General features: G+C 66.8%; 21 protein-coding genes and 1 tRNA gene. 11 read left to right on the top strand and 11 right to left on the bottom strand.

Features of this window, described 5'->3' with window-relative positions; genetic code table 11:
- Positions 1–50: 50 nt before the first annotated feature.
- The 3 genes from ACFQB0_RS00210 to ACFQB0_RS00220 all read right to left on the bottom strand — a co-directional run bounded on the left by ACFQB0_RS00210 (position 51) and on the right by ACFQB0_RS00220 (position 2,567).
- A complete protein-coding gene (locus ACFQB0_RS00210; RefSeq protein WP_386726074.1) occupies positions 51–863 on the bottom strand; it encodes an ABC transporter permease in 813 nt (270 codons plus the stop codon).
- Positions 860–1,735, bottom strand: coding sequence for an ABC transporter ATP-binding protein (locus ACFQB0_RS00215; RefSeq protein WP_386726075.1), 876 nt, complete (start codon positions 1,733–1,735; stop codon positions 860–862). Before ACFQB0_RS00215 ends, ACFQB0_RS00210 begins: the two co-directional genes overlap by 4 nt.
- A gap of 97 nt (positions 1,736–1,832) precedes the next feature.
- A complete protein-coding gene (locus tag ACFQB0_RS00220; RefSeq protein WP_386726077.1) occupies positions 1,833–2,567 on the bottom strand; it encodes a LysE/ArgO family amino acid transporter in 735 nt (244 codons plus the stop codon).
- A gap of 71 nt (positions 2,568–2,638) precedes the next feature.
- On the opposite strand from ACFQB0_RS00220, the gene ACFQB0_RS00225 reads away from it, so the two are divergent.
- The gene (locus ACFQB0_RS00225; protein ID WP_386726078.1) at positions 2,639–3,553 is read left to right on the top strand and encodes a LysR family transcriptional regulator ArgP; all 915 of its coding nucleotides are present in this window, start codon (positions 2,639–2,641) and stop codon (positions 3,551–3,553) included.
- A 128-nt stretch (positions 3,554–3,681) separates the two neighbouring features.
- On the opposite strand, the gene ACFQB0_RS00230 is transcribed toward ACFQB0_RS00225, so the two are convergent.
- Both ACFQB0_RS00230 and ACFQB0_RS00235 read right to left on the bottom strand, forming a co-directional pair.
- On the bottom strand, positions 3,682–4,881 hold the full coding sequence (locus ACFQB0_RS00230; RefSeq protein WP_386726080.1) for a pyridoxal phosphate-dependent aminotransferase: 1,200 nt from the start codon (positions 4,879–4,881) through the stop codon (positions 3,682–3,684).
- A gap of 458 nt (positions 4,882–5,339) precedes the next feature.
- A complete protein-coding gene (locus ACFQB0_RS00235) occupies positions 5,340–6,911 on the bottom strand; it encodes a sigma-70 family RNA polymerase sigma factor (RefSeq protein WP_386726082.1) in 1,572 nt (523 codons plus the stop codon).
- A 483-nt stretch (positions 6,912–7,394) separates the two neighbouring features.
- Between ACFQB0_RS00235 and ACFQB0_RS00240 the strand changes: the two genes are divergently transcribed.
- From ACFQB0_RS00240 to rplA, 5 genes are all read left to right on the top strand, one after another.
- A tRNA-Trp gene (locus ACFQB0_RS00240) sits at positions 7,395–7,467 on the top strand.
- Positions 7,468–7,510: 43 nt separating this feature from the next.
- Positions 7,511–7,786, top strand: coding sequence for a preprotein translocase subunit SecE (gene secE / locus ACFQB0_RS00245; RefSeq protein ID WP_386726083.1), 276 nt, complete (start codon positions 7,511–7,513; stop codon positions 7,784–7,786).
- Positions 7,787–7,889: 103 nt separating this feature from the next.
- Positions 7,890–8,816 carry a transcription termination/antitermination protein NusG gene (nusG, locus tag ACFQB0_RS00250; protein WP_386726085.1) on the top strand — a complete coding sequence of 309 codons (927 nt, stop codon included), beginning with the start codon at positions 7,890–7,892 and terminating at the stop codon, positions 8,814–8,816.
- 134 nt (positions 8,817–8,950) lie between these two features.
- Positions 8,951–9,379, top strand: a complete 429-nt coding sequence (rplK, locus tag ACFQB0_RS00255; protein WP_386726088.1) for a 50S ribosomal protein L11 — start codon at positions 8,951–8,953, stop codon at positions 9,377–9,379.
- 77 nt (positions 9,380–9,456) lie between these two features.
- Complete coding sequence (rplA, locus tag ACFQB0_RS00260) at positions 9,457–10,146, top strand: 50S ribosomal protein L1 (protein WP_386726091.1); 690 nt, start codon at positions 9,457–9,459, stop codon at positions 10,144–10,146.
- 376 nt (positions 10,147–10,522) lie between these two features.
- Here the strand turns inward: rplA and ACFQB0_RS00265 are convergent, their stop codons facing one another.
- From ACFQB0_RS00265 to ACFQB0_RS00280, 4 genes are all read right to left on the bottom strand, one after another.
- On the bottom strand, positions 10,523–10,645 hold the full coding sequence (locus ACFQB0_RS00265; protein WP_386726092.1) for a hypothetical protein: 123 nt from the start codon (positions 10,643–10,645) through the stop codon (positions 10,523–10,525).
- 103 nt (positions 10,646–10,748) lie between these two features.
- Positions 10,749–11,126: a VOC family protein gene (locus ACFQB0_RS00270; protein WP_386726095.1), complete on the bottom strand. Its 378-nt coding sequence runs from the start codon at positions 11,124–11,126 to the stop codon at positions 10,749–10,751.
- Positions 11,127–11,491: 365 nt separating this feature from the next.
- Positions 11,492–12,862, bottom strand: coding sequence for an NAD-dependent succinate-semialdehyde dehydrogenase (locus ACFQB0_RS00275; RefSeq protein WP_386726098.1), 1,371 nt, complete (start codon positions 12,860–12,862; stop codon positions 11,492–11,494).
- 1,108 nt (positions 12,863–13,970) lie between these two features.
- Positions 13,971–15,494 (bottom strand): helix-turn-helix domain-containing protein, encoded by a 1,524-nt coding sequence (locus tag ACFQB0_RS00280; RefSeq protein WP_386726101.1) that lies wholly within the window; start codon positions 15,492–15,494, stop codon positions 13,971–13,973.
- A 682-nt stretch (positions 15,495–16,176) separates the two neighbouring features.
- Here ACFQB0_RS00280 and ACFQB0_RS00285 point away from each other — a divergent pair.
- From ACFQB0_RS00285 to ACFQB0_RS00300, 4 genes are all read left to right on the top strand, one after another.
- Positions 16,177–17,586 (top strand): aldehyde dehydrogenase family protein, encoded by a 1,410-nt coding sequence (locus tag ACFQB0_RS00285; RefSeq protein WP_386729565.1) that lies wholly within the window; start codon positions 16,177–16,179, stop codon positions 17,584–17,586.
- Between the two features lie 373 nt (positions 17,587–17,959).
- The gene (gene aceA, locus ACFQB0_RS00290; RefSeq protein ID WP_386726104.1) at positions 17,960–19,354 is read left to right on the top strand and encodes an isocitrate lyase; all 1,395 of its coding nucleotides are present in this window, start codon (positions 17,960–17,962) and stop codon (positions 19,352–19,354) included.
- A 44-nt stretch (positions 19,355–19,398) separates the two neighbouring features.
- Entirely contained in the window at positions 19,399–21,087 is a 1,689-nt protein-coding gene (gene aceB, locus ACFQB0_RS00295) for a malate synthase A (RefSeq protein WP_386726106.1), read from the top strand.
- Positions 21,088–21,268: 181 nt separating this feature from the next.
- Positions 21,269–21,796 (top strand): GNAT family N-acetyltransferase, encoded by a 528-nt coding sequence (locus ACFQB0_RS00300; protein ID WP_386726109.1) that lies wholly within the window; start codon positions 21,269–21,271, stop codon positions 21,794–21,796.
- A gap of 292 nt (positions 21,797–22,088) precedes the next feature.
- On the opposite strand, the gene ACFQB0_RS00305 is transcribed toward ACFQB0_RS00300, so the two are convergent.
- A complete protein-coding gene (locus ACFQB0_RS00305) occupies positions 22,089–23,057 on the bottom strand; it encodes an NADP-dependent oxidoreductase (RefSeq protein ID WP_386726112.1) in 969 nt (322 codons plus the stop codon).
- 244 nt (positions 23,058–23,301) lie between these two features.
- Here ACFQB0_RS00305 and ACFQB0_RS00310 point away from each other — a divergent pair, with 244 nt between their 5' ends.
- The gene (locus ACFQB0_RS00310) at positions 23,302–23,940 is read left to right on the top strand and encodes a Pr6Pr family membrane protein (protein WP_386726114.1); all 639 of its coding nucleotides are present in this window, start codon (positions 23,302–23,304) and stop codon (positions 23,938–23,940) included.
- Positions 23,941–24,112: 172 nt separating this feature from the next.
- Here ACFQB0_RS00310 and ACFQB0_RS00315 read toward each other — a convergent pair whose 3' ends face one another.
- Positions 24,113–24,793 (bottom strand): YqaJ viral recombinase family protein, encoded by a 681-nt coding sequence (locus ACFQB0_RS00315; protein ID WP_386729568.1) that lies wholly within the window; start codon positions 24,791–24,793, stop codon positions 24,113–24,115.
- Positions 24,794–25,009: the final 216 nt, after the last annotated feature.

The raw sequence follows: 25,009 nt of genomic DNA on the forward strand, positions 1-25,009 counted from the left end.
ATGCCTATGTCTATGTCCACGATCGTCGCCACCATCGACGGCGTGGGTGGCTAGCGGTCCTTGCGGATCCAGCGGAAGGTCAGCCGGCCGACGACGAGGCCGACCGCGAGCCAGACGCCGAGCACGATCGCGACCGTCGGCAGCTCCCAACCGCCGCCGGGTTCGAGCGAGGCGAAGCTCTCGGGAAGGAAGACCGAACGCATGCCCTGCGCCATCCACTTGAGCGGAAACAGGCTCGCGATGTTCTGCATCCACTCGGGCAACTGGTCGAACCGCAGATAGACGCCCGAGATGAACTGCAGCACGAGCACGATCGGGATGACCACCGCCGTCGCGCTCTTGCCAGAGCGTGGCACGGCCGACAGCGCGATGCCGAGGAAGGCGGAGGTGATGACTCCGAGCAGAAAGACCCAGGCGAAGGTGAGCCATCGCGCAGGGTCGGTCGGGAGGGCGATCCGGAACACCACCGAGGCGACGAGCAGGAGCAGACCGGCTTGCAGGACGCCGGTCACGAGAACCTGCCCGATCTTGCCGATGAAGTAGCTCGTGGGCGAGAGCGGCGTGCCGCCCAGGCGTTTGAGGGTGCCGTCTCCCTTCTCTCCGGCGATGTCGACCGCGAGGTTCTGCACGCCGGACAGGAGCATGCCGGCGGCGAGCATACCCGGCAGATAGTAGGCGCCGACGCTGATGCCGCCTGTGCCGTCGGGGTTCGTGCCGATGTTGCCGGCCGCGCTGAAGGCGGCCGTGAAGATGCCGAGCATGACGAGCGGGAACAGGAAGGTGAAGAAGACGGCATCCGGGGAGCGGAAGTAGGTGACGGTCTCGTAGCGCACACGGCTGACGCCCAGGACGATCGAGCTCATGCGAGCACCTCCTCGACGGTTCCGCCGTCTCGTACCAACTCGAGGTAGATGTCCTCCAGGCTCGGGCGGATCACTTCGAGGCCGGTCGGCTCGCCCTCCAGTCGTGTCACGAGCGACGTGACGAGCGCACCGGGTTCCTTCGTGCGTTCCTCGCGGAGCACCCCGGCGGAATCTCGCCAGCGCACGCGCGGAACTCTCGCATCATTCCCTCCGATCTCATGGATCGCGCCGATCTCGATGAGCGCGCCCCCGGTTATGATCCCCGCGCGATCGCTCAGCTGGGCTGCCTCGTCGAGGTAATGGGTGGTGAGCAGGATCGTCGTGCCCTCGGCCTTCAGGCGGCGGATGAGTACCCAGAACTCGCGGCGGGCCTCCGGGTCGAAACCGGTGGTGGGTTCGTCGAGGAAGAGCAGCTCGGGGCGGCCGATGATGCCGAGCGCCACGTCGACGCGGCGACGCTGGCCGCCGGACAGCTTTGAGATGCGCGTCTTCGCCTTCTCCTGCAGCCCGACGGCGGCGATGACCTCGTCGACGTCGCGCGGATTCGGGTAGAAGCCGGCGAAATGCCGCAACTGCTCGAGGACCGTGACGTTGCCGCTTTCCCCGCTCGACTGCAGCACGATGCCGAGTCGCGCCTTCCAGTCCAGTCCGCCGTGCTGCGGATCGATGCCGAGCACGCTCACCTCGCCGCCCGAGCGGTCGCGGTAGCCCTCGAGGATCTCTATCGTCGTGCTCTTGCCTGCGCCGTTCGGACCGAGCAGGGCGAAGGTCTCGCCGTGTGCGATGTCGAAGCTCACTCCGGCGACCGCTGCCAGCCTTCCGTAGCTCTTGCGAAGTTCGCGCACACGCACGACGGGTTCTCTCTGCGTCATACGCCCAGAGTGCCAGGGCGGCGGATGTCGCGACAGTGGTCATCCGGCCGATTTCCGCATCCGCCGGTCGATGGATGCCATCATGCCGCCCCGGTGGTCAGGGGCGCACGAGAAGCACGCCCATGACGACCATCACGACCGCGATGACCCCGTCGAAGACCCGCCACGCGGTCGGCGTGCCGAGCCATCGCCCGAGCAATCGCGCGCCGAAGCCGAGCGCGCCGAACCAGACGACGCTCGCCAGCGCGGCACCGGCGCCAAAGGCCCAGCGACCGGTCTCGCCGTGCGAGTTGGCGATCGAGCCGAGCAGGAAGACCGTGTCGAGGTAGACGTGCGGGTTGAGCCAGGTGAGAGCGATGCACGTCAAGACCGTCGCGCGCAGGCTCGTGCCTGCGGCGGCGGCCGGTCGTGCGCGGACGGTTGTGCCGCCCGGGTCGACAACTGCCGGATTCGAGGTGAGCGGACCGCCGGACGGCGGCCTCCCGCCGAAGCGGACGGGCTCGGAATCGCCATCCGATCCCTCGTCGACGATGAGTGCTCCGGGGTGCAGTGATCGCCGTGCGGCCAGGATGCCGTAGCCCACCAGGAATGCGGCGCCGACCCAGCGAACGATAACGGGGAGCACGGGAGCCCTTTCGAGCACGGCGCCGATACCGCCGATCCCGACGGCGACGAGGACGATGTCGGACACGGCGCAGATGAGCACGACGGAGAGCAGGTGCTCCCGGCGCAGTCCCTGGCGCAGCACGAAGACATTCTGGGCGCCGATCGCGACGATGAGGGAGAAGCCGAGGCCGAGACCGGCGAGCGCAGCAGTGGCGAGGGTGCTCATCCCTCGACGTTAGGCACTCGATTCTGAACTATCCAGCTCATATTTCTTCAGAATCATTAGTGTTGCTTAGTATGGAGATTCCCCTCGACCTGGCGCGCACGGTCTCGGCCGTCGTCTCGGCCGGTACCTTCGATGCGGCCGCTCGTGCGCTCAACGTCACGCCGTCAGCGGTCAGCCAACGCATCAAGACCCTCGAACAATTGCTCGGGCGGGTGCTGCTCGTGCGGTCGAAACCTGTCGTCGCGACCGATGCGGGGCAGGCGGTCGTGCGCCTCGCGCGGCAACTCGAACTCCTCGAGCACGACGTGCTCGCCGAGATCGGGCTCCACGGGGGCGGCACCCCCACGGCGGTTCCGCTCGCGATCAACGCGGACAGCCTCGGCGCGTGGATGCTCAAGGCGCTCGCTCGGATCGCGGAGCGGCATCCGGTCACGTTCGAGGTCCATCGCGAGGACCAGGAGCACACGATCGCCCTTCTCGAAACCGGCTTGGTGATGGCCGCGGTGACCTCGTGTGCCGAGGCCGTTCAGGGATGCGTCTCCCGGCATCTCGGAGACATGAGATACCGCGCGGTGGCGACCCCGGCCTTCGTCGCGCGGTGGATGCCGGCAGGTGCAGATCGACGTTCGCTCTCGATCGCCCCGCTCGTGGACTTCGACAGGCAGGACGACTTGCAGACGAGGTTCTTGCGCGCACACGGCGTCGAAGTCGCCGCTCCGCCGCGACACTACATTCCGGCGTCGAACGAGTTCGCCGAGGCGGTCGCAAGCGGACTCGGCTGGGGGTTGCTGCCGGAGTTGCAATCCCGGGGGCTGATTGCCGGCGGCAACCTCGTCGAACTGGCACCGAACGAGCCTGCCGACGTCCCGCTCTACTGGCAGCAGTGGAATCTGCGGTCGCCGATGCTGACGGCGATTGCCGACGAGGTCTTCGCCGAGGCACGGGCGGTGTTGCGCGCGGACGCTCGCCCGGTTGAGGAGGCGTGACCGCTTCCCTGTGCGGCGACCAGGATACGAACGCTGCGGCTTTCTCTCCTCGTCAGGACGATCTCTCTCCGTCAGGGAAGGCCCCGCGTGCAGGCAATCGCGCCGGGAGGCGGGATGTGCAGACGCGGCTACGCGAAGAGGCGCTGCAGGCGTTGCACGCCCTCGAGCAATGGGGCGTCGCCGAGCGCGTAGCTGAACCGCAGAAAACCGCTCGGGCCGAAGGCCTCGCCGGGAACGGCGGCGACCTCGGCCTTGTCGAGGATGAGATCGGCGAGCTCGAGTGAGGAGGTCGGGGTGACACCCGCCCACTCACGGCCGAGCAGGTCCGAGACATCCGGATATACGTAGAACGCTCCCTGCGGGGTGGGCGTCTTCATGCCCGGGATCTTGTTGAGCTCGGCGACGATGGTCTTGCGGCGACGATCGAATGCCTGGCGCATCTCCTCGACCGCGTCCTGCGGGCCGGTGAGGGCCGCGATCGCGGCGCGCTGCGAGATGTTGGAGACGTTGGACGACAGGTGCGACTGTAGATTGGCCGCCCCCTTGATCGCATCCGCAGGGCCGACCATCCATCCGACACGCCAGCCGGTCATCGCGTAGGTCTTGGCGACACCGTTGACGAGGATGGTGCGATCGGCGAGAGCCGGTACGGCCTCGACGATGGACACGGCCTTGATGCCGTCGTACACGAGGTTCTGATAGATCTCGTCGGTGATGACCCAGAGCCCGTTGGCCTCGGCCCACTCGCCGATCGCACGGGTCTGCTCGGGGGAGTAGACCGCTCCGGTCGGGTTCGAGGGCGAGACGAAGAGGAGAGCCTTGGTGCGGTCGGTGCGGGCCGCCTCGAGCTGTTCAACGGTGACGAGGTAGTTCTGCTCGCTTCCGGCGAAGACGTCGACCTGGCGACCGCCGGCGAGCTTGATCGCCTCGGGATAGGTGGTCCAGTACGGCGTGGGCACGAGCACCTCGTCGCCGTCGTCGATGATCGTCGCGAACGACTGGTAGACGGCCTGCTTGCCGCCGTTGGTGACGACCACCTGGCTCGGGGACACCTCGAGGCCGGAGTCGCGCGCGGTCTTGGCCGCGATCGCCTCCCGCAGCTCCGGAAGCCCGGCCGCGGCCGTGTAACGGTAGTTCTTCGGATCGCGCACTGCGGCGACTGCCGCCTCGACGATGTAGCCGGGCGTCGCGAAATCCGGCTCCCCGGCAGCGTAGCTGATGACGGGACGGCCTTTGGCCTGGAGGGCCTTGGCCTTGGCATCCACCTTGAGCGTGGCGGACTCTGCGATGGCGGCGATGCGGGCGGAGAGGCGCGGATGTTCGGTCACCCCTCGAGCATAGGGTGTGCGTTCGCTCCGTGACAGGGTGACTCCGCGACGGGACTGCCCGGTCCACGCGCACCGGGCGGGGGCAAAGCCATGCCCCCGTCTCGAGGGGGGTCGATACGGGGGCATGGTGGCGTGGGACGGAGGCGCTTGAGTCGCCACCGTCTCACTCGTCGGAAGGAGGGGGGCCCTCCAACGACTGATGCTCGCGCATCAGACCTCGGGGCAAGGATGCCGGGGTCGCGTCGTATCCACGCGCGGACACCGGGCTGTCCATCGATCGCGTGCGCGGATGACCGCCGCTCATGGCACATCCTTCCCTGTCGGTGAGCGTGAAGGCCCGGCCGCCGCAGCCGTTCCATTTCGGGCCTGGGGCGAATGCCCGCGGCCGGGCCTTCATGCATCTCTATCTGGTAGGAGACGGGATGCAGCCGACTATGACGGGAAAAGCAGAAGAATAATTACTGACCGTCCCCGGCGGACGCCGACGCGGACTCGTCCGGCGCGTCGCCGGAGGGGGCCTGTGCGGAGGACGGGGTCTCTGGAGTCGTTGTGAATGACGCAGCGAGGTCTTCTGCCTGCTTCGCGGAGGATCCGCCGGGGGTTTCGGAACTGTCGTTCGCCTGCCCGGGAGGAGCGTTCCGCACCGGTTCCTTCGGAACGACGGGAGCGGTCTGGGCGGGTTTGCCCGTCTGCTCGGGTTTTCCCGTTCGAGCGGGCTTGCCGTTCTGCCCCGAGACGGATCTGTCCTTTGGGGCCCCCGGCGTGACGGCTCCCTGGCTTTCCCCGCCCTGCCCTGAGCCGCTCGTCTTGTCCTTCTGGGGTTTTCCCGACCCGTTCGGAGGTGAGGTGAGGTCCGCCCCGTCGTCGTGCGATGGATCGTCCCTGGAACCCGGCGAGCTCATCTCCGGCGACGGAACGGATGTTGTCCTGCTCTCGTCGCGGAGCCCGGGCAGCGAGCCGGCGTCTGGCGTCTCGGCCCGGGGGTTCGCATCCGGATGGGTGCCCTGCGGTGTGTGGTCCTCGACGACGGGGAGGGGTTGGGCCCAGGTGCTCGGAGGCACCACCGCGTCGACCGGTGAGATGGCGATCGCCACCGCCATCGTCACGGCTCCGATGAATGCGGTCGGCGAAACGATCGTCGTGGTTCCTGCACTGGAGAGGGCCGCGACCGTGACAGTGCCACCCGTCGTGAGCGCCGAGACGACGGGGGGTGTGGCCGCAGCGATGGCGGCCGACGACGAGCCTTTCGCCGCGAGCCAGGTGCCGCCGGCGGTCCCGCCGAGCGCGAGCGGGATGAGCACGGTGGCGAGGCCCGAACTCACGGTCTCGATCTCCTCGGCGATGAGACCGCAACTCGAGCATTCGGCGAGGTGTGTTTTCACGCGACGGGTCTGGCGCGGTGTGAGGCCCCTCCGTGAGTGGTCGCCCAGGCGCGAGAGCACCCAGGTGCACGCTGCGCTGCGCTGGACGTCTGAGACATGTGCCTGCAGCCACGCTCTGCGAAGCCCCTCTCGTGCTCGGTAGGAGAGAGCGGCGACGGCATTGGGTGTCATTCCGAGAAGGGGAGCCACCTCGTGCGGCTCCATCTGCTCGACCACCGTGTACCAGAGCACGGAACGCCAGCGCTCGGGCAGACTGCGGAATGCTATCGAGGTCAGCGACCGGTCTAGCGCCTCGATCGTGTGGTCGCTGAGGCTTTCCGGATCCTCGGTCTCGCTCAGGGTCTCGACGCGCACGTCTGCTCGGCGCGAACTCCAGCGTCCTGCGAGGTTGCGGATCGTCACGTAGAGGTAGGGCCGGAAGGGACCGTCGGGGCCGCCGCCGGCTCGTATGCGCTGCAGGATCAGCGTGTAGGCCTCGGCCACGAGGTCGTCGGTCTCGCTCGGGGAGATGTAGTGTCGTGCCGCGCGAAGGCCCGCGGTCGCGTGTCGGTGCCAGAGCTCCGCATAAGCGTCGGTGTCACCGGAGCGCGCGGAAATGACGAGGGTCTCGTCCGACTCCATGAGGTGGAGTCCCAGGGTGTTCGTCACGTTCTGCCTCCGACTCTGAACTGGTGAACGTGTCGCCAGTGTATTCGGTCACGGTCCGGCTCGACAGAGGCCGGCATACTCGCCGCATGCCTACCCGTCTCTACTCATCGGCCGTCGCACGCCGACAGCCAGACGCAACCGGAAGGGAGGCCTCCGTCATGAGCGGAGGCCCGTCCCACGGTATTCGGCCTCCGCAGCTCGCGAAGGCCTCCCTTCCGGTGACGGTCTCGGGCGGCATCCGCTCGGCTTTACTCTTTTCCCGGCGTCACCTACACTTGGTCGAGGTAGTTGAATTCTGCCATGCTTTTCTGCGCCTATTTTTGGCAAGACCCCGAGGGTGAGTGCGGCAGAGCTATGCGGTTTCACTACTCCAGGATGCGGAAATGCGACAGATGTGCTGAGCTTGCTCGGAAGCTGAGCTTGCTCGGAAAGTGTGCCGAGTTCGTTCAGAAACACGTGTTCTGAACGTAGCCGAGCATTCATAGGGCGGTGGCTCAATTGGTAGAGCAGCGGTCTCCAAAACCGCAGGTTGCAGGTTCGAGTCCTGTCCGCCCTGCAAGTCGGTGTTTCGCACATCGGCCCATGAAAGGTGTAACAAGGTGACCCGAAAAGTTATCGACGAACCCAGTGAGGACGTCGTCGCGAACGCCAAGAAGGAGCGCGAAGCCAAGCGTGGTCCTTTCGCGCGGTTCTCCCTGTTCATCAAGCAGGTCATCGGTGAACTGAGGAAGGTCGTCACCCCGACCCGTAAGGAGCTCCTGAGCTACACGGGTGTCGTGCTGGTTTTCGTGATCATCGTGATGGCTCTCGTATGGGCCCTCGACTGGGTGTTCGCCCTCGGCGTCGCCTATGTGTTCGGAACCCCCGGCGGATAGTTCCGAGACGGGTCGTTTCGGCCCTCGAAGGTTCGGTGCACGGTATCCGGATGCTTCGACAAGTCCACCAGAACTGCCGCAACACAGAAGGATTGAGAATCTAGTGTCTAAGACAGAGCACGACGACGTCGACTGGGCAACTGCCGCAGAACAGTCCTCCGAGGATGACGAGGCGCAGGAGGGCAATGTGCTCGCGGAGGCCGAGGGATCGGTCGAGGCCGCCGAGCAGTCCGCGCTGCATGTCGTCGATGACGACGGCAACGAGATCGACCTCGACGCCGTGCTCGATGCGATGGCCGAGGCCGTCGACCCCGAGGCCGACGCCGTCGTCGACGATGCGCTCGACATCGACTCGGACGAAGAGGCCCAGGCCGCTCTCGAGGCTGCAGAAGACGAGGAGAAGACTCCCGAGGATCCGTATGAGGAGTTCCGTCAGGAACTGCGCTTCATGCCGGGCAAGTGGTATGTCATCCACTCCTATGCGGGTTTCGAGCGTCGCGTGAAGCAGAACATCGAGAACCGCAAGCAGTCGATGGCCATGGAGGACTACATCTACCAGGTCGAGGTTCCGATGGAGGACGTCGTCGAACTCAAGAACGGCCAGCGCAAGATGGTCACGCGCGTGCGCATTCCCGGCTACGTGCTCGTGCGCATGGACCTCAACGAGGACAGCTGGTCGGTCGTGCGCCACACGCCGGGTGTCACCGGCTTCGTCGGCAACTCGCACAATCCGACCCCACTCCGCTTCGAGGAGGCCTTCGGCATGCTGAAGAGCCTGGTCGAGATCAAGGATGCGCCGGTCGCCAAGGGTGGGGCGGCCAAGGGAGGCAAGGCTGCGACCCGTGTCATCCCGGCCGAGGTCGACTTCGAGATCGGCGAGACGATCACCATCAAGGAAGGCTCGTTCGCGGGTCTGCCCGGTTCGATCAGCGAGATCAAGCCCGAGAGCGGCAAGCTCATCGTGCTCGTCTCGCTGTTCGAGCGCGAGACCCCGGTCGAGCTCAGCTTCGACCAGGTCACCAAGCTCTGACCGCAACCGGTTCAGCCGCTCCGTCGGTTGGGACCGCACGAATGTACTAGACCACCGTCGCCCGGAACTGCCGGGCGCACGGGAGAGGCGAGTGGATCCATCCGCTCGGCTCGAACACGAAAGAAGGAAAAGCTATGGCACCGAAGAAGAAGGCTACTGCTCTGATCAAGCTTCAGATCAAGGCCGGCGCCGCCAACCCGGCCCCGCCCATCGGCCCGGCTCTGGGTCAGCACGGCGTCAACATTATGGAGTTCTGCAAGGCCTACAACGCGGCCACCGAGGCGCAGCGCGGCAATGTGATCCCCGTCGAGATCACCGTGTACGAGGACCGCTCGTTCACCTTCATCCTGAAGACCCCGCCGGCCGCCGAGCTCATCAAGAAGGCGGCGGGCGTAGCCAAGGGTTCCGGGACCCCGCACACCGTCAAGGTCGCCAAGCTCTCGCAGGCTCAGGTGCGCGAGATCGCCGAGGCGAAGATGGTCGACCTCAACGCGAACGACCTCGACGCCGCATCGAAGATCATCGCCGGCACAGCTCGTTCGATGGGCATAACGGTCGAGTAGTCGGCTGCATCACTCCAAACTCTCATCGTGGCAGCGCTCGCCAGCGCAGATGACCACACTCTCTCAAGGAGAACAACATGGCACAGAAGTCCAAGGCCTACCGCGCCGCGGCCGAGAAGATCGAAGACGGCAAGTTCTACACCCCGAGCGAGGCGGTCGCTCTCGCGAAGAAGACCGGTTCCGCCACGTTCAACAGCACCGTCGAGGTCGCTCTCAAGCTCGGTGTCGACCCGCGCAAGGCCGACCAGATGGTGCGCGGCACCGTCATCCTGCCCCACGGCACCGGTAAGACCGCCCGCGTCATCGTGTTCGCGACCGGTCCTGCCGCCGAGGCGGCCATCGCGGCCGGCGCCGACGAGGTCGGTGGCGCCGAGCTGATCGAGAAGGTCGCCGGTGGCTACACCGCGTTCGACTCGGCCGTCTCGACCCCCGAGCTCATGGGCCAGGTCGGTCGTCTCGGCAAGGTGCTCGGCCCGCGCGGCCTCATGCCGAACCCGAAGACCGGCACCGTCACCCCCGACGTGGCCAAGGCCGTCTCCGACATCAAGGGCGGAAAGATCGAGTTCCGCGTCGACAAGCACGCCAACGTCCACTTCGTGGTGGGCAAGGCCGGCTTCACCGCCGAGCAGCTCGACGAGAACATCAAAACCGCTCTCGAAGAGGTCGTTCGTCTCAAGCCGTCGAGCGCCAAGGGCCGCTACATCCAGAAGGGCGCCGTGTCGACCACCTTCGGTCCCGGCATCCCACTCGATGTGAACGCCATCTGAGCCTCATCGTCTGAGCACAGCCTCGAGGAGGGCCCGTCGCGTCGCGGCGGGCCCTCCTCTGCGTATCTACCTGCCGGAGGGAAGGCCCCACCCCGGAGGGAAGGCCCCACCCCGCCTAGGGCCCACTCCGGAGGGGAGGCCTTCGGCGGAAGGGGAGGCCGAATCCGCAGAAACAGGCCTCCGCTCCGCCCGAAGGCCTCCCCTCCGGTGTCGAGGAATTTTAGCGCTTGCTGATCGCCCAGGTTCCGTCGGCCAGTTCCTTCTCGGGGTGCTGGATGTTGACGAACACCGTCTTCGGACATTGACGCCCTTCTCGACGAAGCCCGAGACCGTCTGCTTCGAAAGGTCGATCTCGATCACGCGGTCTTCAGAGGTGTTAGGACGAGCCGGCGATCGGGTCGAAGCTGATGGGGCCGGTGGCGGCACTGGCCGCGGCGACCGGTGCGATGCCGATCAGGACGGTGGCGCAGAGGGCGCCGGTGATGATTCGATTGTGCACGGGAATGCTCCTTATCGAGAAGGGGCGGGGACTCCCTGACGGTATGAGCCGCGGATGTCGCGGGAGGGGCCGCGCGGCAACGCGTGCGTGAACAGTCGGGCGTCTAGGGATCGTGGCGGGGTTCGTGGCTGACGAGGCCGACCGTGTTGCCCTCGCTATCCCGGATGAAGGCCATCCACTCGTCGGTTCCGGCCGGACCGAGCGTATCGTCGTCGTGACTGAAGATCACGTGCGGTTCGTCGACGATCTCGACGCCGCGTGCACGCTGTGCGTCGATCGTGACCCGCACGTCGTCGACCTGCAGATAGACCAGCGCGGACGCCGCCGCTTTCTCGAGGAGCAGTCTCGAGCGGCCCACGTTGAAGAACAGGAGCCCCGGCGGATCGAATCGTGCGGCAGGCGGCCCGCCGAGGAGCGCCTCGTAGAACGCGGAAGCACGGTCCAGGTCGTCGGCGTGCTGGGCGACTTGCAGAATCTCCATGATGGCCTCCGCCTCGATCATCCACGCCCGGGGTGACCGCTGTCCAGTGTCTCGCCCCCGTTCCGCACGGCTCGTTCCGCGCAGGTTCTGTGAGGACCCGATCGTTTCGCCGTCGTCGGAGAGGGCAGCAGACCGTACGCAAGGGAGGCCTTCGGCGGGAAGGGAGGCCCGAATTCCGAGATCGGGCCTCCCTATCGTATGAAAGCCTCCGCCTGCGGACTTGACGCGACCTGGTGTTGCCGGTGGGCCTCTCCCCACCGCACGAACGCATCCGCTCCGCACCGAACAGCGACGCCGAGCGGGAGAACAGCGACGCCGAGCCAGGCAGAGCGAGGCCGGGTGGAGCGGAGGCGGGGTGCGAGCGATCAGCCGCCGATACGGATCATCTTCTTGTTCACGAACTCGTCGGCACCGAAGCGGCCCAGCTCGCGGCCGGAACCGGAGCGCTTGACTCCGCCGAAGGGCAGCTCGGCACCGTCTGCGCCCACGACGTTCACGAAGACCATGCCGGCCTCGATGCCGTCGGCTACGCGGAGCGCCTGCGCCTCGTCCGTGGTGAAGACGTAGGAGCCGAGGCCGAACGGGGTGTCGTTCGCGAGATGCACCGCCTCGGATTCGTCGGCGACACGGAACACCTGCGCGACCGGTCCGAAGAACTCCTCGTGGTAGGCGTCAGAGCCCGGCTTCACATCGGTGAGCACCGTCGATGCGTAGAAGTTGCCGTCGACGGTTCCGCCCGAGACGAGCGTCGCCCCCTGAGCGACCGCTCGCTCGACCTGTTCGGCGAGCGTCGCGGTCGCCTTGGCCGACGAGAGCGGTCCGAGACTCGTGCCCTCCTTCATCGGATCACCCGGCTCCACCGACGAGATCGCAGCGGTGAACTTGTCGAGGAATGGCTGATAGAGCTCATCGACGACGATGAACCGCTTGGCCGCATTGCAGGCCTGTCCGTTGTTGTCAAGGCGCGCGGCTACGGCGGCGTCGACGGTCGCGTCGAGGTCGTCGGTCGACAGGAGGATGAAGGGGTCGGAACCGCCGAGCTCCAGTACCACCTTCTTCAGGTGGCGGCCGGCGATCGCGGCGATCGCGGCGCCGGCGCGTTCTGAGCCGGTGAGTGACACGCCGTGCACCCGCTTGTCGGCGATAACGGTCGCGATCTGCTCGTGCGAGGCGTAGACGTTGACATAGGCGCCAGCCGGGAAGCCCGCGTCGCGGAAGATCAGCTCGATCGCGGCGGCCGATTCGGGGCACTGCTCGGCGTGCTTCAGGAGGATCGTGTTTCCGACGACGAGATTCGGTCCCGCGAAGCGGGCGACCTGGTAGTAGGGGAAGTTCCACGGCATGACGCCGAGCAGCACTCCAAGCGAACTGCGGCGGATGAGGGCCGAGCCTTCGCCCGAGAGCAGCGCGATCGACTCGTCCTTCATAAGGTCGGCCGCATTGTCAGCGTAGTACGCGTAGATGTCCGCGCTGAAGTCCACCTCACTGAGGGCCTGCTCGATCGGCTTGCCCATCTCGCGCACGATGATCTCGGCGAGTTCCTCGCGACGCTCCAGGTGGAGTTCACCGACGCGGCGGATCAGCGCCGCCCGTTGTTCGACGGTCGAGGACCGCGACCAGCCGCGGTGCGTTTCGTCGGCTGCGGCGATCGCCGCAGCCAGCTGTTCGTCCGTGATGGTCGGGTAGGTCTTGACGGTCTCCCCTGTTGCCGGATTGACCACTGCATAGTCGCTCATAAGGCTCCTCTCCACGGTGTATGGCGATCAGGCAGGCATCAGCCTCGATGCACACCTGCGTCAAGCCTATGCCGCCCGGCACCGCCTCATACTGACGCCGTGTTTGAAGACAAGGTGTATCAAGACAACGGAGATTCGACAGCATGTATATAACGAACCGCTCCGCGGCCGACGGTTAGTCTGGGCGCGATCACTCCGGCCGGGTGAGCCGGGAGCCTGCGAACCCGATCAGGCTGGCGGCGTCGATCCCGGCGTCGATCCGGAAACGCGGCGTCGATCCGAAAACGCAGGATGAGAGCGCCGTTGGGTTTCTCGGTGACCTACCACGGCTCTCATCCTGCATACGATGCAGCGGCACCCGCAGCTCGCAGCCGCCATCGGGTGACCGTTGGCGATCGTGAGCGCCTCGTCGATGATTGCGAGACCGCATACGAGCTCGTCCTCGGTGATGAAGAGCGGCGGCGATGTGCGTGCGGTTGAAGTGTGTGAACTGCCAGGGCCCAGCGGTTCTGCAGACTGCGGCGGGTTCCGCCATAGGTGCGGCATCCGCCCAGCGACGTTGAGCGGCGCGGGCGGCGCGAGCGGTATGAGCCGCACGCGGACCCGCGGGAGGGAACGAGCTCGAGTGCCCAGAACAGGCCTCGGCCGACTGTGAAAACCCTGCGCACCGCGCTACTGACTCGTCGCCGGGGCGGAGGCTTTCGCGAGGACAGGAGGCCTCATTCCGCGGAATCGGCCTCCGCTCCGCGTGATGACCTCCCGCCTCGCTGACTTCGGCAGCTATCCGCCGGTGCGAGATCGTGCGCTGGCCTTGGCACAGGCGCAGGATGTCGCCTGCGCCGAGCGGTGCGGGGGTCTGCGGAACGGAGCCTGTGGGAGTCGGCCTGCGGAACGGGCCTGCGGTGGTGCGGGGCCTGCGGTGGTGCAGAGCCTGCGGAACGGAGCCTGCGGTGGTGCGGGGCCTGCGGTGGTGCAGAGCCTGCGGAACGGGGCCTGCGGAACGGAGCCTGCGGCGGTGCGGGGGCCCGCGGTGCAGAGCCCGCGGTGCAGGGCTCTGCAGAACGGACCCGCCGCCCAGCGCCAGGGCATAGCCGGGCGTCGGGATGCGTCAGCGCGGGGCGTGCCGCTCGAGAAACTCGTATACCTCGGTCTGGTCGACGCCGGGGAATGCGCCAGTCGGCAGCGCCGCGAGGAGGCTCGTCGGCGTTCGGGCGGCCGGCCACGACTGCTCGGCCCAGCGGTCGGCGAGCCCGGTCGGGGCGCGGCGGCAGCACGACTCATCCGGACACCGCGACACGGCACGATGCGGCGTCTCCCGCCCGCGGAACCACTTGACGTGCTCGAACGGAACTCCCACGCTCACCGAGTATTCGCCTTCCTTGGCCTTCTCGATGCGCGAGGTGCACCAGAAGGTGCCGTTCGGCGTGTCGGTGTACTGGTACCAGGGGCTGAATCGGTCCTCGACGTCGAAGACGGTGCGCGCCGTCCAGTTGCGGCACACGGTCGTGCCGTCGATCGCCCCGAGGGCGTCGCTCGGGAAGCGGACAGAGTCGTTCTCGTAGGCCTTGATGATCGTGCCGGATTCGTTCACCTTCATGAAATGCACCGGGATGCCGAGGCGAGCGGTAGCCAGGTTGGTGAAGCGGTGGGCGGCCGTCTCATAGGAGACCGCGAAGGCGTCGCGAAGGTCCTCCATAGAGATGCGCCGCAGGTTCTTCGCCTCGGTGAGCATCTTCACGGCGTCGCGCTCCGGCAGCAGCACGGCCGCGGTGAGATAGTTGGCCTCGACACGCTGTCGCAGAAAATCGGCGTAGTTTCTGGGTTCGTCGTGTCTGCACAGATGGCTTGCGAATGCCTGCAGGATGGGCGAGCGGGAGTCCCGCGACGCAGACTGCTCCGTTGGCAGGTAGATGCGTCCATTGCGCTTGTCGGTGACCGAGCGGGTCGAGTGCGGCAGGTCGACCACGTAATGCAGCGAGTAGCCGAGGTGGCTCGCCATGTCGGCCACCAGCTGCTGTGAGAGGGGGCCGCCCGTGTGCCCGACCGCGGCGAGCAGCTCGGATGCCATGGTCTCGAGCTCGGCGAAGTAGTTGTCGCGCCCGCGCATCGTCGCCCGCAATTCGGCGTTGGCCCTGCGCGCCTCCTCCGGTGTCGCGGCTCGCTCGCGGTGCAGTCTCTCGATCTCGTTGTGCAGAGTCAGGATGGTTTGCAAGGTCTCGTCGTTCTGGCTTTTGCCGACGCGGATGCGCTGCAGGCCGAGAGCGTCGAATACGGGGCCGCGCTGTGCCCGTTCGACGGCGATCTCCAGGGCGTCCCGTTCGCTCGGGGCATCCGTCTTGAGGAGCTCGTCGACGTTCGTTCCGAGGGCGAGTGCGATCGTGTGCAGCATCGAGAGCCGCGGTTCGCGCTTGCCGTTCTCGATCATCGACACCTGCGACGGCGCCCGTTCGACGGCGGAGGCGAGATCGTCGAGCGTCATCTTTCGAGCGGTGCGGAGCTTGCGGATGCGACGTCCGAGGGTCAGGGCGTCGGTCTCGGCATCAGCGGCGGCGTCCACGTCGGCGGGGCCGGCGGCGGTAGGAGAGCTCGTCGGCGTGCGGTGTGGCTCGGTGACTGGATCGGCAGCGACCATGCACAGATGGTGTCACGTCAAAGGGCTTCTCACAAACAGAAGAATTTAGATTCTTCTGTTCTGATGCGCGGCGGTGGAGCCGATATCGCCCGATCGCCTGGTGATCGTCGCGGTTCTCGACGAGAACAGCCGCCGACATGCCGTGCGATGCCCATCCGGATTCACGAACGCGCGGCGGCCATGGGGAAGGGTGGACTGAACATCACTACCCTGAGGCAGCCCGCGTCGAGCCTGCGCCTCCGGATACTTCGCCTGCGGTCAAGAACTGTTCTGACGGCGTCAATGCGGCATGGCGTGCCGGCACCTAGCGTGAGTGCGACACAGCAGGTGCGACACAAGGGAGCACGCCGTCATGGCGCAGGCATTCGGTCTCGACGAGGGCGACGGCGCGTCCCGCTTCGCATTCGCCTGCGGATCCGATCGGCCGCGTGGCATTCGTCGACGACACGGCGCGCGGACTCCGTCGCACCGACCTCGCCGCGGGCTCGACCGGCTGGCTCGGTCTTCCCGCTCCCGCGGCTCATGAGTTCTCGGTCGTCGCGGTCGGCCCCGGGGCGAACGCCGTCGCGTCCGGATGTCGCCGCCTCCTACGCCGAGGTGTGCACGCACCTCGGCCGTACCGTCATGACCCTACTCCTGAAGCACCTACACGAAAGGCACACCCATGAATACGCTTGAGAACCTGACCACATTCGAGGGCTTGCTCTCCGCCATCGAACCCGCCGGCGGCGAGGGTCGTGCGATCCGGAATCCCGCCACCAACGGCGTCGTCGGACGGGCGCCCGTGCACACCGTCGAGGATCTCGAACGAGCCGTCGCCGCGGCCGTGACGGCGCAGCCGCAGTGGGAGGCGCTCGGCCATGCCGGGCGTGTGGAGATCATGCTACGTGCCGCCGACCGTATCGACGAGGCAGCCGAGGCGCTCGCTCAGATCATCACCCGCGAGCAGGGCAAGCCGTTGAACGGTCCCGGCGCACGTTTCGAGGCGGGGGGCTGCGCGGCATGGCTGCGCGCGTCCGCGACGACGACGCTCGAACCCGAGGTCGTCGTCGACGACGAGCAGACCCGCGCCGAACTGCACTACCGTGCGATCGGCGTCGTCGGCGCGATAGGACCGTGGAACTGGCCCGCCCTCATCGCCATCTGGCAGATCGCTCCTGCGCTCCGCATGGGCAACGCTGTCGTCGTCAAACCGTCTGCGTATACGCCGTTGAGCGTGCTCGCCGTCGTCGCGATCCTGAATCAGGAACTGCCGGAGGGCGTGCTCACGGTCATGTCTGGAAATCGTGAGGTCGTCGCTCGCATCGTCGAGCATCCAGCGATCGGCAAGATCATGTTCACCGGGTCTACAGAGACCGGTAAGACGACCATCAAGAACTCCGCCGACAACATCACCCGCCTGACCCCCGAGCTCGGCGGGAACGACCCGGGGATCGTGCTTCCGGATGTCGATCCGAAGGCTATCGCCGAGGGACTCTTCTGGGGAGCCTTCATCAACACGGGCCAGACCCGTGCCGCACTCAAGCGCCTGTATGTGCACGAGGACGTCTACGAGGAGGTGTGTCAGTCGCTGAGAGAGTATGCCGTCACCGTGCGGATGGGCGATGGCGCCGATGAGAGCAGCGTGCTCGGCCCTCTGACCAACCGTCCCCAGTGGGAGATCGTCGATGATCTCGTCGAGAAGGCCAAAGCGTCGGGAGCTCGCGTGCTGCTGGGCGGCAACCCGGATCGCGACCGCTCGGGCAACTTCTATCCGACGACCCTGGTCGCTGAGATCGATCCCGACGATCCGCTCGTGCTCGAGGAGCAGTTCGGTCCGGCGCTGCCCATTGTGAAGTACTCCGATCTTGAAGACGTCATCCGCCGGGCGAATGCCCTCGAGTCGGGCCTCGGCGCCTCGGTGTGGTCGGGTGACGTCGAGAGGGCGCGCGCCATCGCTCCCCGAATCAAGGCGGGAACGGTGTGGATCAACTCGCACGGCGGCGTGCACCCGATGATCCCGTTTGGCGGCATCAAGGAGTCAGGTTACGGTCTCGAATTCGGTGCAGAAGGGCTCAAGGGACTCGGCGTCCCTCAGATCATCAACGGCTGAGCATTCGGCGGACTGCGTGAACTCCTCGAGACTGCGTGAATCGTCGGATAGGGGGCTCTTTTCGACGATTCACGCAGTCTCGCGGGGTGGGACGGGTGGGACGGGGCGGGACGGGGCGGGACGGGACGGGGGCGGGGCGGGGGAACCGCGGAACCGCGGAATCTTTCGGTACGCGCAAGATCATGGGTTCTTCTTCGGGTGAATCCGAGTTGCGACTGTTGGCGCGGACGCAGAGTTGTGTCAACGGCCGAGCAGTGCCGGCGGTCGAACCGCCACCGGCGGGCCGAAGAGCCTGGGGCCGATCACGAAGAGCGATCACGAAGAGCCCGGGGCCGATCACGAGGAGCCCCAGGGCCGATCACGAGGAGAGACCATGAGCACCACACCCCGCCCCGGCGACCAGACACAGACCGCGACCGAGCTCGAGCTCGAGTGGGCAGCCGATCCGCGCTGGGAGGGCGTCCGTCGCGATTACACGGCGGAAGACGTTGTCGCCCTGCGCGGCCCGGTGCGCGAGGAGCACACCCTCGCGCGCCGCGGCGCCGAGAAGCTCTGGGAAGAGCTAGAGAACAGCGGGACGCCGCACGACCCGCACTGGGTCGCCGCGCTCGGAGCGCTCACCGGAAACCAGGCCGTGCAGCAAGTGCGTGCCGGGCTCAAGGCCATCTACCTCTCCGGCTGGCAGGTCGCCGCTGACGCGAATCTCTCCGGCCAGACCTATCCCGACCAGTCGCTCTACCCCGCGAACTCGGTTCCGGCGGTCGTGCGTCGCATCAACAACGCCTTGCTTCGAGCCGCTCAGATCGAGCATTTCGAGCATTGTCCTGAGTCCGCCGAAGGCGTATCCGCAGCGGTTTCGACAGGCTCGACTGGCGGAGACGACTCGGTCGGCTGGCGCGATGTGAGCGACGAGCTCGACTGGATGGCGCCGATCGTGGCCGACGCAGAGGCCGGCTTCGGTGGCCCACTCAATGCCTACGAGCTCATGGCCTCGATGATTGAGGCCGGCGCAGCCGGGGTGCACTGGGAGGACCAGCTCGCGAGCGAGAAGAAGTGCGGGCACATGGGCGGCAAAGTGCTCGTGCCCACCGGCCAGCACATTCGCACCCTCAACGCGGCGCGACTGGCCGCGGACGTCGCGGGCGTAACGACCATCGTCATCGCGCGCACCGACTCCCTCGCTGCGACCCTCATCACGAGCGACCACGACGAGCGCGACCGGCCGTTCGTCACAGGGGAGCGCACCGCCGACGGCTTCTACACCGTCCAGAACGGCATCGACCCGGTCATCGCGCGCGGCCTCGCCTATGCGCCCTACGCCGACCTGCTCTGGGTGGAGAGCGCCGAGCCCGACATCGAGCTCGCCCGCAGGTTCGCCGAGCGCATCCACCAGGATTTTCCGGGCAAGCGCCTCGCCTACAATTGCTCGCCGTCGTTCAACTGGAAGCGTCACCACGACGACGACCAGATCGCTCGTTTCCAACGGGAGCTCGCCAGCATGGGGTATGCCTTCCAGTTCATCACACTGGCCGGCTTCCATTCCCTCAACCACTCGATGTTCACGCTCGCGCAGGACTACAACGAGCGGCACATGAGCGCGTACGTCGAGCTGCAGGAGGCCGAGTTCGCCTCGGAATCCCGTGGATACACCGCCACCCGTCACCAGCGGGAGGTCGGCACCGGCTATTTCGACCGGATCGCCGCAGCGCTCAACCCTGACAGCGCCACCCTTGCCCTCGTCGGATCGACCGAGGCCGAACAGTTCTGAGCATCCGATTACTGCACGAACTCCATCTCGCAAGGAGACAGACCATGAACACCACCGCTGCATCCACCCTGAGTGAACTGTCGACGGGCACCCGGCTGACGACCGGGTCGATCCCGTTCCCCAGCCACAAACCTCGGATCGAGGTCACGGGCGACCTCGGCCCGCGCTACGACGAGATCCTCACGCCCGATGCTCTGCGGTTCCTCGCGGAACTGCATGACCGTTTCGCGGGAACCCGCCACGATTTGCTCGCCGCACGGCTGCAGACGCGGGTGGATGCCGCCAACGGTCGCGACCCGCACTTCCTGCCCGAGACCGCGCATATCCGCGATGACTCCTCATGGCGGGTCGCCGGAGCCGGCCCAGGACTGCGGGACCGTCGCGTCGAGATCACCGGTCCGACCGACCGCAAGATGGCCGTCAACGCGCTCAACTCCGGCGCGAAGGTATGGCTCGCCGACCAGGAGGACGCGACGAGCCCGACCTGGGCGAATGTGGTCGAGGGACAGCTCACCCTGTTCGACGCGCTACGCGGACAGCTCAGCTTCACGAGTCCTGAGGGCAAGGAGTATCGCGTCGAGAGTCCGATCGGCGGATCGGGAACCCCGACGATCGTGATGCGGCCGCGCGGCTGGCACCTCGTCGAGAAGCACATCCGTTTCCATGATCGCGCCGGACGCGGCATGAGCGCTTCGGGGAGCCTGGTCGACTTCGGCCTCTACTTCTTCCACAACGCGCGCATGCTCATCGATCAGGGAAGTGGCCCCTACTTCTACCTGCCGAAGCTCGAGGGGCGCCGCGAGGCGCGGCTGTGGAACGACATCTTCGTCTTCTCACAGGACTTCCTCGGTATCCCGCGCGGCACCGTGCGCGCGACCGTGCTGATCGAGACCATCCAGGCGGCATTCCAGATGGAGGAGATCCTCTACGAGCTGCGCGAGCACTGCGCGGGGCTCAACGCCGGTCGATGGGACTACATCTTCAGCATCGTCAAGACCTTTCGTTCGCGCGGACGACGATTCGTCCTCCCCGACCGCAAGCGGATCACCATGACGGTCCCGTTCATGCGCGCCTACACGGAGTTGCTCGTTGCGACATGCCACCGACGTGGTGCATATGCCATCGGAGGCATGAGCGCTTTCATCCCGAACCGACGTAATCCCGAGGTGACGGCGCAGGCGCTGGCACAGGTCGCCGCCGACAAACGACGAGAGGCTTCAGACGGTTTCGACGGAACCTGGGTTGCGCATCCCGATCTGATCCCGACGGCGCTGGCAGAGTTCGACGCCGTCTTCGGCGACCGTGGCGATCAGCTCGATCGACTGCGCGACGACGTGCACGTCACGGCGGAGCAACTGCTCGACATCCCGTCGATCGGTGGGCGGGTGACCGAGGCAGGCGTGTACGACAACGTGTCGATCGCGGTCCGCTATATCGAGTCGTGGCTGCGGGGCGTCGGCGCCGCGGCCATCGACAATCTCATGGAAGACGCGGCGACGGCCGAGATCTCGCGCTCGCAGCTCTGGCAGTGGGTGCACGACAACGCCGTCACCGCCGAGGGTCGCCGTGTCGACGAAGCCTGGGTCGAATCGGTGCTGCAGGATGTCGCGGCCGGGCTGCCGCGCACCGGCGCCGACCGTTTCGATGATGCGATCGAGGTGTTCCGCCTGGTCGCGCTCGAGCCGGAGTTCCCGACCTTTCTGACGATCGGGGCCTACGCCCGCTTCCTCTAGGCCCGCGATCCATCGCGGTCATCTGCGGATGGCCTTGATCGGTTGCCGCGAATCCAGGGTCTACAAGACTTCGACCCAGGATTCGCGGCAACCTGGTTTGTGGTTTGTGGTTTGTGGTTTGTGGCCGGTGGCCGGTGGTTTGTGGTCGGTGGTTGCTCAGGCGACTGGATAGTCTGGATCGATGACCGCCACCCGTCTCGCACGGCCGGTGGACGCCGCCGTGCTCGCCGATCTTGCCGCCGCGACCTTCGCGCTCGCCTGTCCTCCACACACGACCGCCGAGGCCGTCGCCGAGTTCCTGCGCGACGTGCTCTCGGAGCGGAACTTCGCAGAGTATCTCGCTGATCCGGCGAAGCAGATCCTCATCGCGGAGAGCGACGGCGAAGCGGTCGGCTATACGATGCTGGTCTTCGGCGAACCGGGAGATCCCGATGTGGCCGCCGCGGTCGGCATCCGTCCCACCGTCGAGCTGAGCAAGTGCTATGTGCGCGCAGGAAGCCATGGCCATGGGGCCGCCGCCGAGCTCATGGCGAAGACACTCGAGGTCGCGCGCGCGGGGGGAGCATCCGGCGCCTGGCTCGGTGTGAACGAGGAGAACGGGCGCGCCATCCGCTTTTACGAAAAGAACGGCTTCGCCAAGGTGGGTCGCAAGCGGTTCCTCGTCGGCGGCAGGCTCGAAGACGACTTCGTGCTCGAACGAGCCCTCTGACGACCGGCGCACGTCTCCTGCGCGGCCGGAGGATGGTGACGCCATAGCCCCGGGGCGGAGGCCTTCGCTCGCAGGGGAGGCCAGTTCTGCGGATGGCGGCCTCCCGATCTCGCGAAGGCCTCCCTTCGGGCCGTGCAGGGCGGGACATGACAGGGCAGGCAGGGCAGGGCAGGGCGGGACATGACAGGGCAGGGCAGGCAGGGCAGGGCAGGCAGGGCAGAGCAGGCAGGGCAGGGCGGGACATGACAGGGCAGGCAGGCAGGGCAGGGGGGCCGGCCGCGGGAAGGTTCGTTCAGAGCTCGGCGACGCGCAACACGAGTTTGCCGCGCACGTGCCCGTCTTCGATCGCCCGATGCGCGTCGGCGCCTTCTGCGAGATCGAGCACGCGGTCGACGTGCACGCGGACGTCTCCCGACTCGATGATTCGAGTGATGATGCCGAGGGTGCGGGCGTCGGGCGAGACGTTGAAACCGGTGGCACGGATGCCACGCGCCGCGGCATCCTCTGCCATTGTCGGCCAGCTGCCGGTGGGGGCATTGACGAGCAGCCCGCCGGGGCGCAACACCTCGAGCGAACGGGTACCGGTGTCGTCAGCGACATTGCCGATGAGGTCGATGACGACATCCATACCCTCGACGGCATCCTCGAAGCGTTGCGTCGAGTAGTCGATGACATCGACGGCGCCCAGCTCGCGCAGGAAGTCCGCGTTGCGTGCCGAGCCTGTCGCCACCACCTGTGCGCCGAAGAAGCGTGCGAACTGCACGGCGAAGTGGCCGACGCCGCCGCTGCCGGCGTGCACGAGCATCCGTTGCCCGGCATGCGCCTTGGCGAGGTGGACGACCATCCCCCACGCGGTCAGCGCTGCGACGGGAACGGCCGCGGCCTCGACATGACCGAGGTTCGCGGGTTTGCGGGCGATGCTCATCGACGACACAGAGACGAACTCGGCGAAGCTGCCCGAGAGCCGCGGGACGCGGCCCATGCCGTAGACGGCCGTGCCGGGCTGCAGCGGATGGTCGGAGTATGGCACCGCCTCGACGACCCCGCTGAAGTCGTTGCCGAGAACGCAGGGGAAGCGCTCGATCGCCGCGGAGACACCGCGACCCGCTCGGGTCTTCGCGTCGATCGGGTTGACGCCGGCCGCCGCGACCCGCACCAGCACCTCGTCGCCGATGAGTAGCGGACGCGGCACCTCTGCGATATGCAGTTCGTCTGGGTCGCCGGTCCGGTCGATGACGAGCGCGCGCATGGTCTCGGACATTCCGCCTCCTTGACGCCGGAGCATGATCCGGCGCGACCACGATCGCTCGTTGGGTGCTCATCGCGGTCGGTCCGCGCACGGGGTCTCGTCCCATGGAACCACGGGCAGACACGGATCTGCGAGCAGCGCCACCCGTGTCTCGGCTCTTCGACTCGATGTAACTCGATGTAGGGGACTTCCAGCCAGGCTCCCGGTCACTAAGCTGCATTCAGCGCTATCGAAGGCGCGAAACGAGAGGAACCATGTGAGGAAGATCTTCGGCTTCATCCGCATCGTCGCGGCTGCGGCCATCGTCACTGCAATCGTCGGACAGTTCGCGAAGAGCTTCTCCATGGTTCCCGATCCCGCGGCGTTCGCCGTCAACTTCTTCAGCTTCTTCACGATCCTCTCGAACACCCTGTCCGTCGTGGTCCTGCTCATCGGCGCCTGGTACTGCTTCAGGACGAAGATCGACCCGCCCTTGTACAATGTCGTGCTCGCGTGCGTCGTGACCTACATGGCGACGACGGGCGTCGTCTATAACCTGCTGCTGCGCGACGTCTCGCTCGACCAGGCGACGACGCTGCCATGGTCGAACGAGATCTTGCATCTCTGGGCGCCGAGCTACATGGTTCTCGTCTGGATCTTCACGCCCGGCAAGTCGCCGCTGCCCTGGAACCGACTCTGGGCCATCGTCTCCTTCCCACTCGTGTGGTCGGTGTACACCATGTTGCGCGGCCCGATCGTCGGCTGGTACCCCTATCCGTTCCTCGATCCCGCGCAGCCAGGGGGCTACAGGGCTGTGCTCATCTACGTCGTCGCGATCGCCGGGTTCATCGGACTCATGGGGTGTGCGGTCATCTGGCTCAGCCACACCCGGCTGGTGGCTCGATCACTCGCGTGATCGATGCACGGACGGTTCACAAAGGCGCCGCGCTGCAGATCCGGTGTGTGTCGCGCTCGGCCCCCTCGACTCTGTCGCGACGCTCGGAGCGTCAGCGGCGGTCTGGGTCCTGTTCATGGGATGCGGTCATTGCCGCCCGGGAGAGGCACGAATCGCGACCCGGCGACCGTCACTAGACGTACAGCGCTCCCGGCCCGTAGAGCTCCCGGGCTTCTCGGGAGGCCGCGTCGCGGGCGACCTGGCGGCGCAGCACCTCGACGAGCTGGCCGGCGAGACCGACGAGAACAGCGATCTGCTCGTCGTCCCGGTCGACCCAGCGGCTGAGCGGCTCGTCGTGCGTCGGCACGAAATTGTCATGCTGCTCCCACACTACGAGCGTGCGCTCGGCGCCGAGCACGTATTGCTGCCACCAGACCTGACGCAGATAGGCGCGCGGGATGCTACGCCACGGCTTGCTCGTCGTCTTGATCTCGGCGAGCTCGACTGCTCCGCTCGCGCGCACCGCGAAGCCGTCGGGGGTGGCGAGGTGCAGGGGCTGACCCTCGGCGTGGAACAGGCTCGTGCTCGGCGCGATGCCGTGGATCGCCTGCACCCAGGCCGCGATCACCGGTTCCCGGCTGCGCCCGTGGTCGGTCCAGACGTTGCCGCCGAACCCGGAGCCGTGCAGTTTGTCGAGCGCGGCGTTCTGGATGGACCGCTGGGTCGCCAGCTTCGCGACATCCGTGGCCGTGATGCCGCGGGATCGGGCCCGCAACCAGGCGACACGATCGCTCGAGTCGGCCACGATGCGCTGCAGACATGCGGCTCCGAATGCCTCGCCGCACGACTTTTCCGGGTCGAACGGCTGCGGCATCGTGTCACTCACCGGTCCATTGTCTCCTCTCGGCTCACGGTCTGCCCCTTGCGGATCAGGCCTGTCGGAATCCGGTCGGCGGTTTCGACGGGCTCACCGGTGTGTCGGGCAACCGGCCGCGTTCCCTAGCCAGGACTGAGCCGGGCGCTGCGCTCGGGTGTTGTCGCCGGAGCGGAGGCTTCCGTGCGGAGCGGAGGCCGGTTCTGCCGGTAATGG

It is taken from the genome of Luethyella okanaganae (assembly GCF_042660285.1).
In the GTDB taxonomy this organism is placed as follows: Bacteria; Actinomycetota; Actinomycetes; order Actinomycetales; family Microbacteriaceae; genus Luethyella; species Luethyella okanaganae.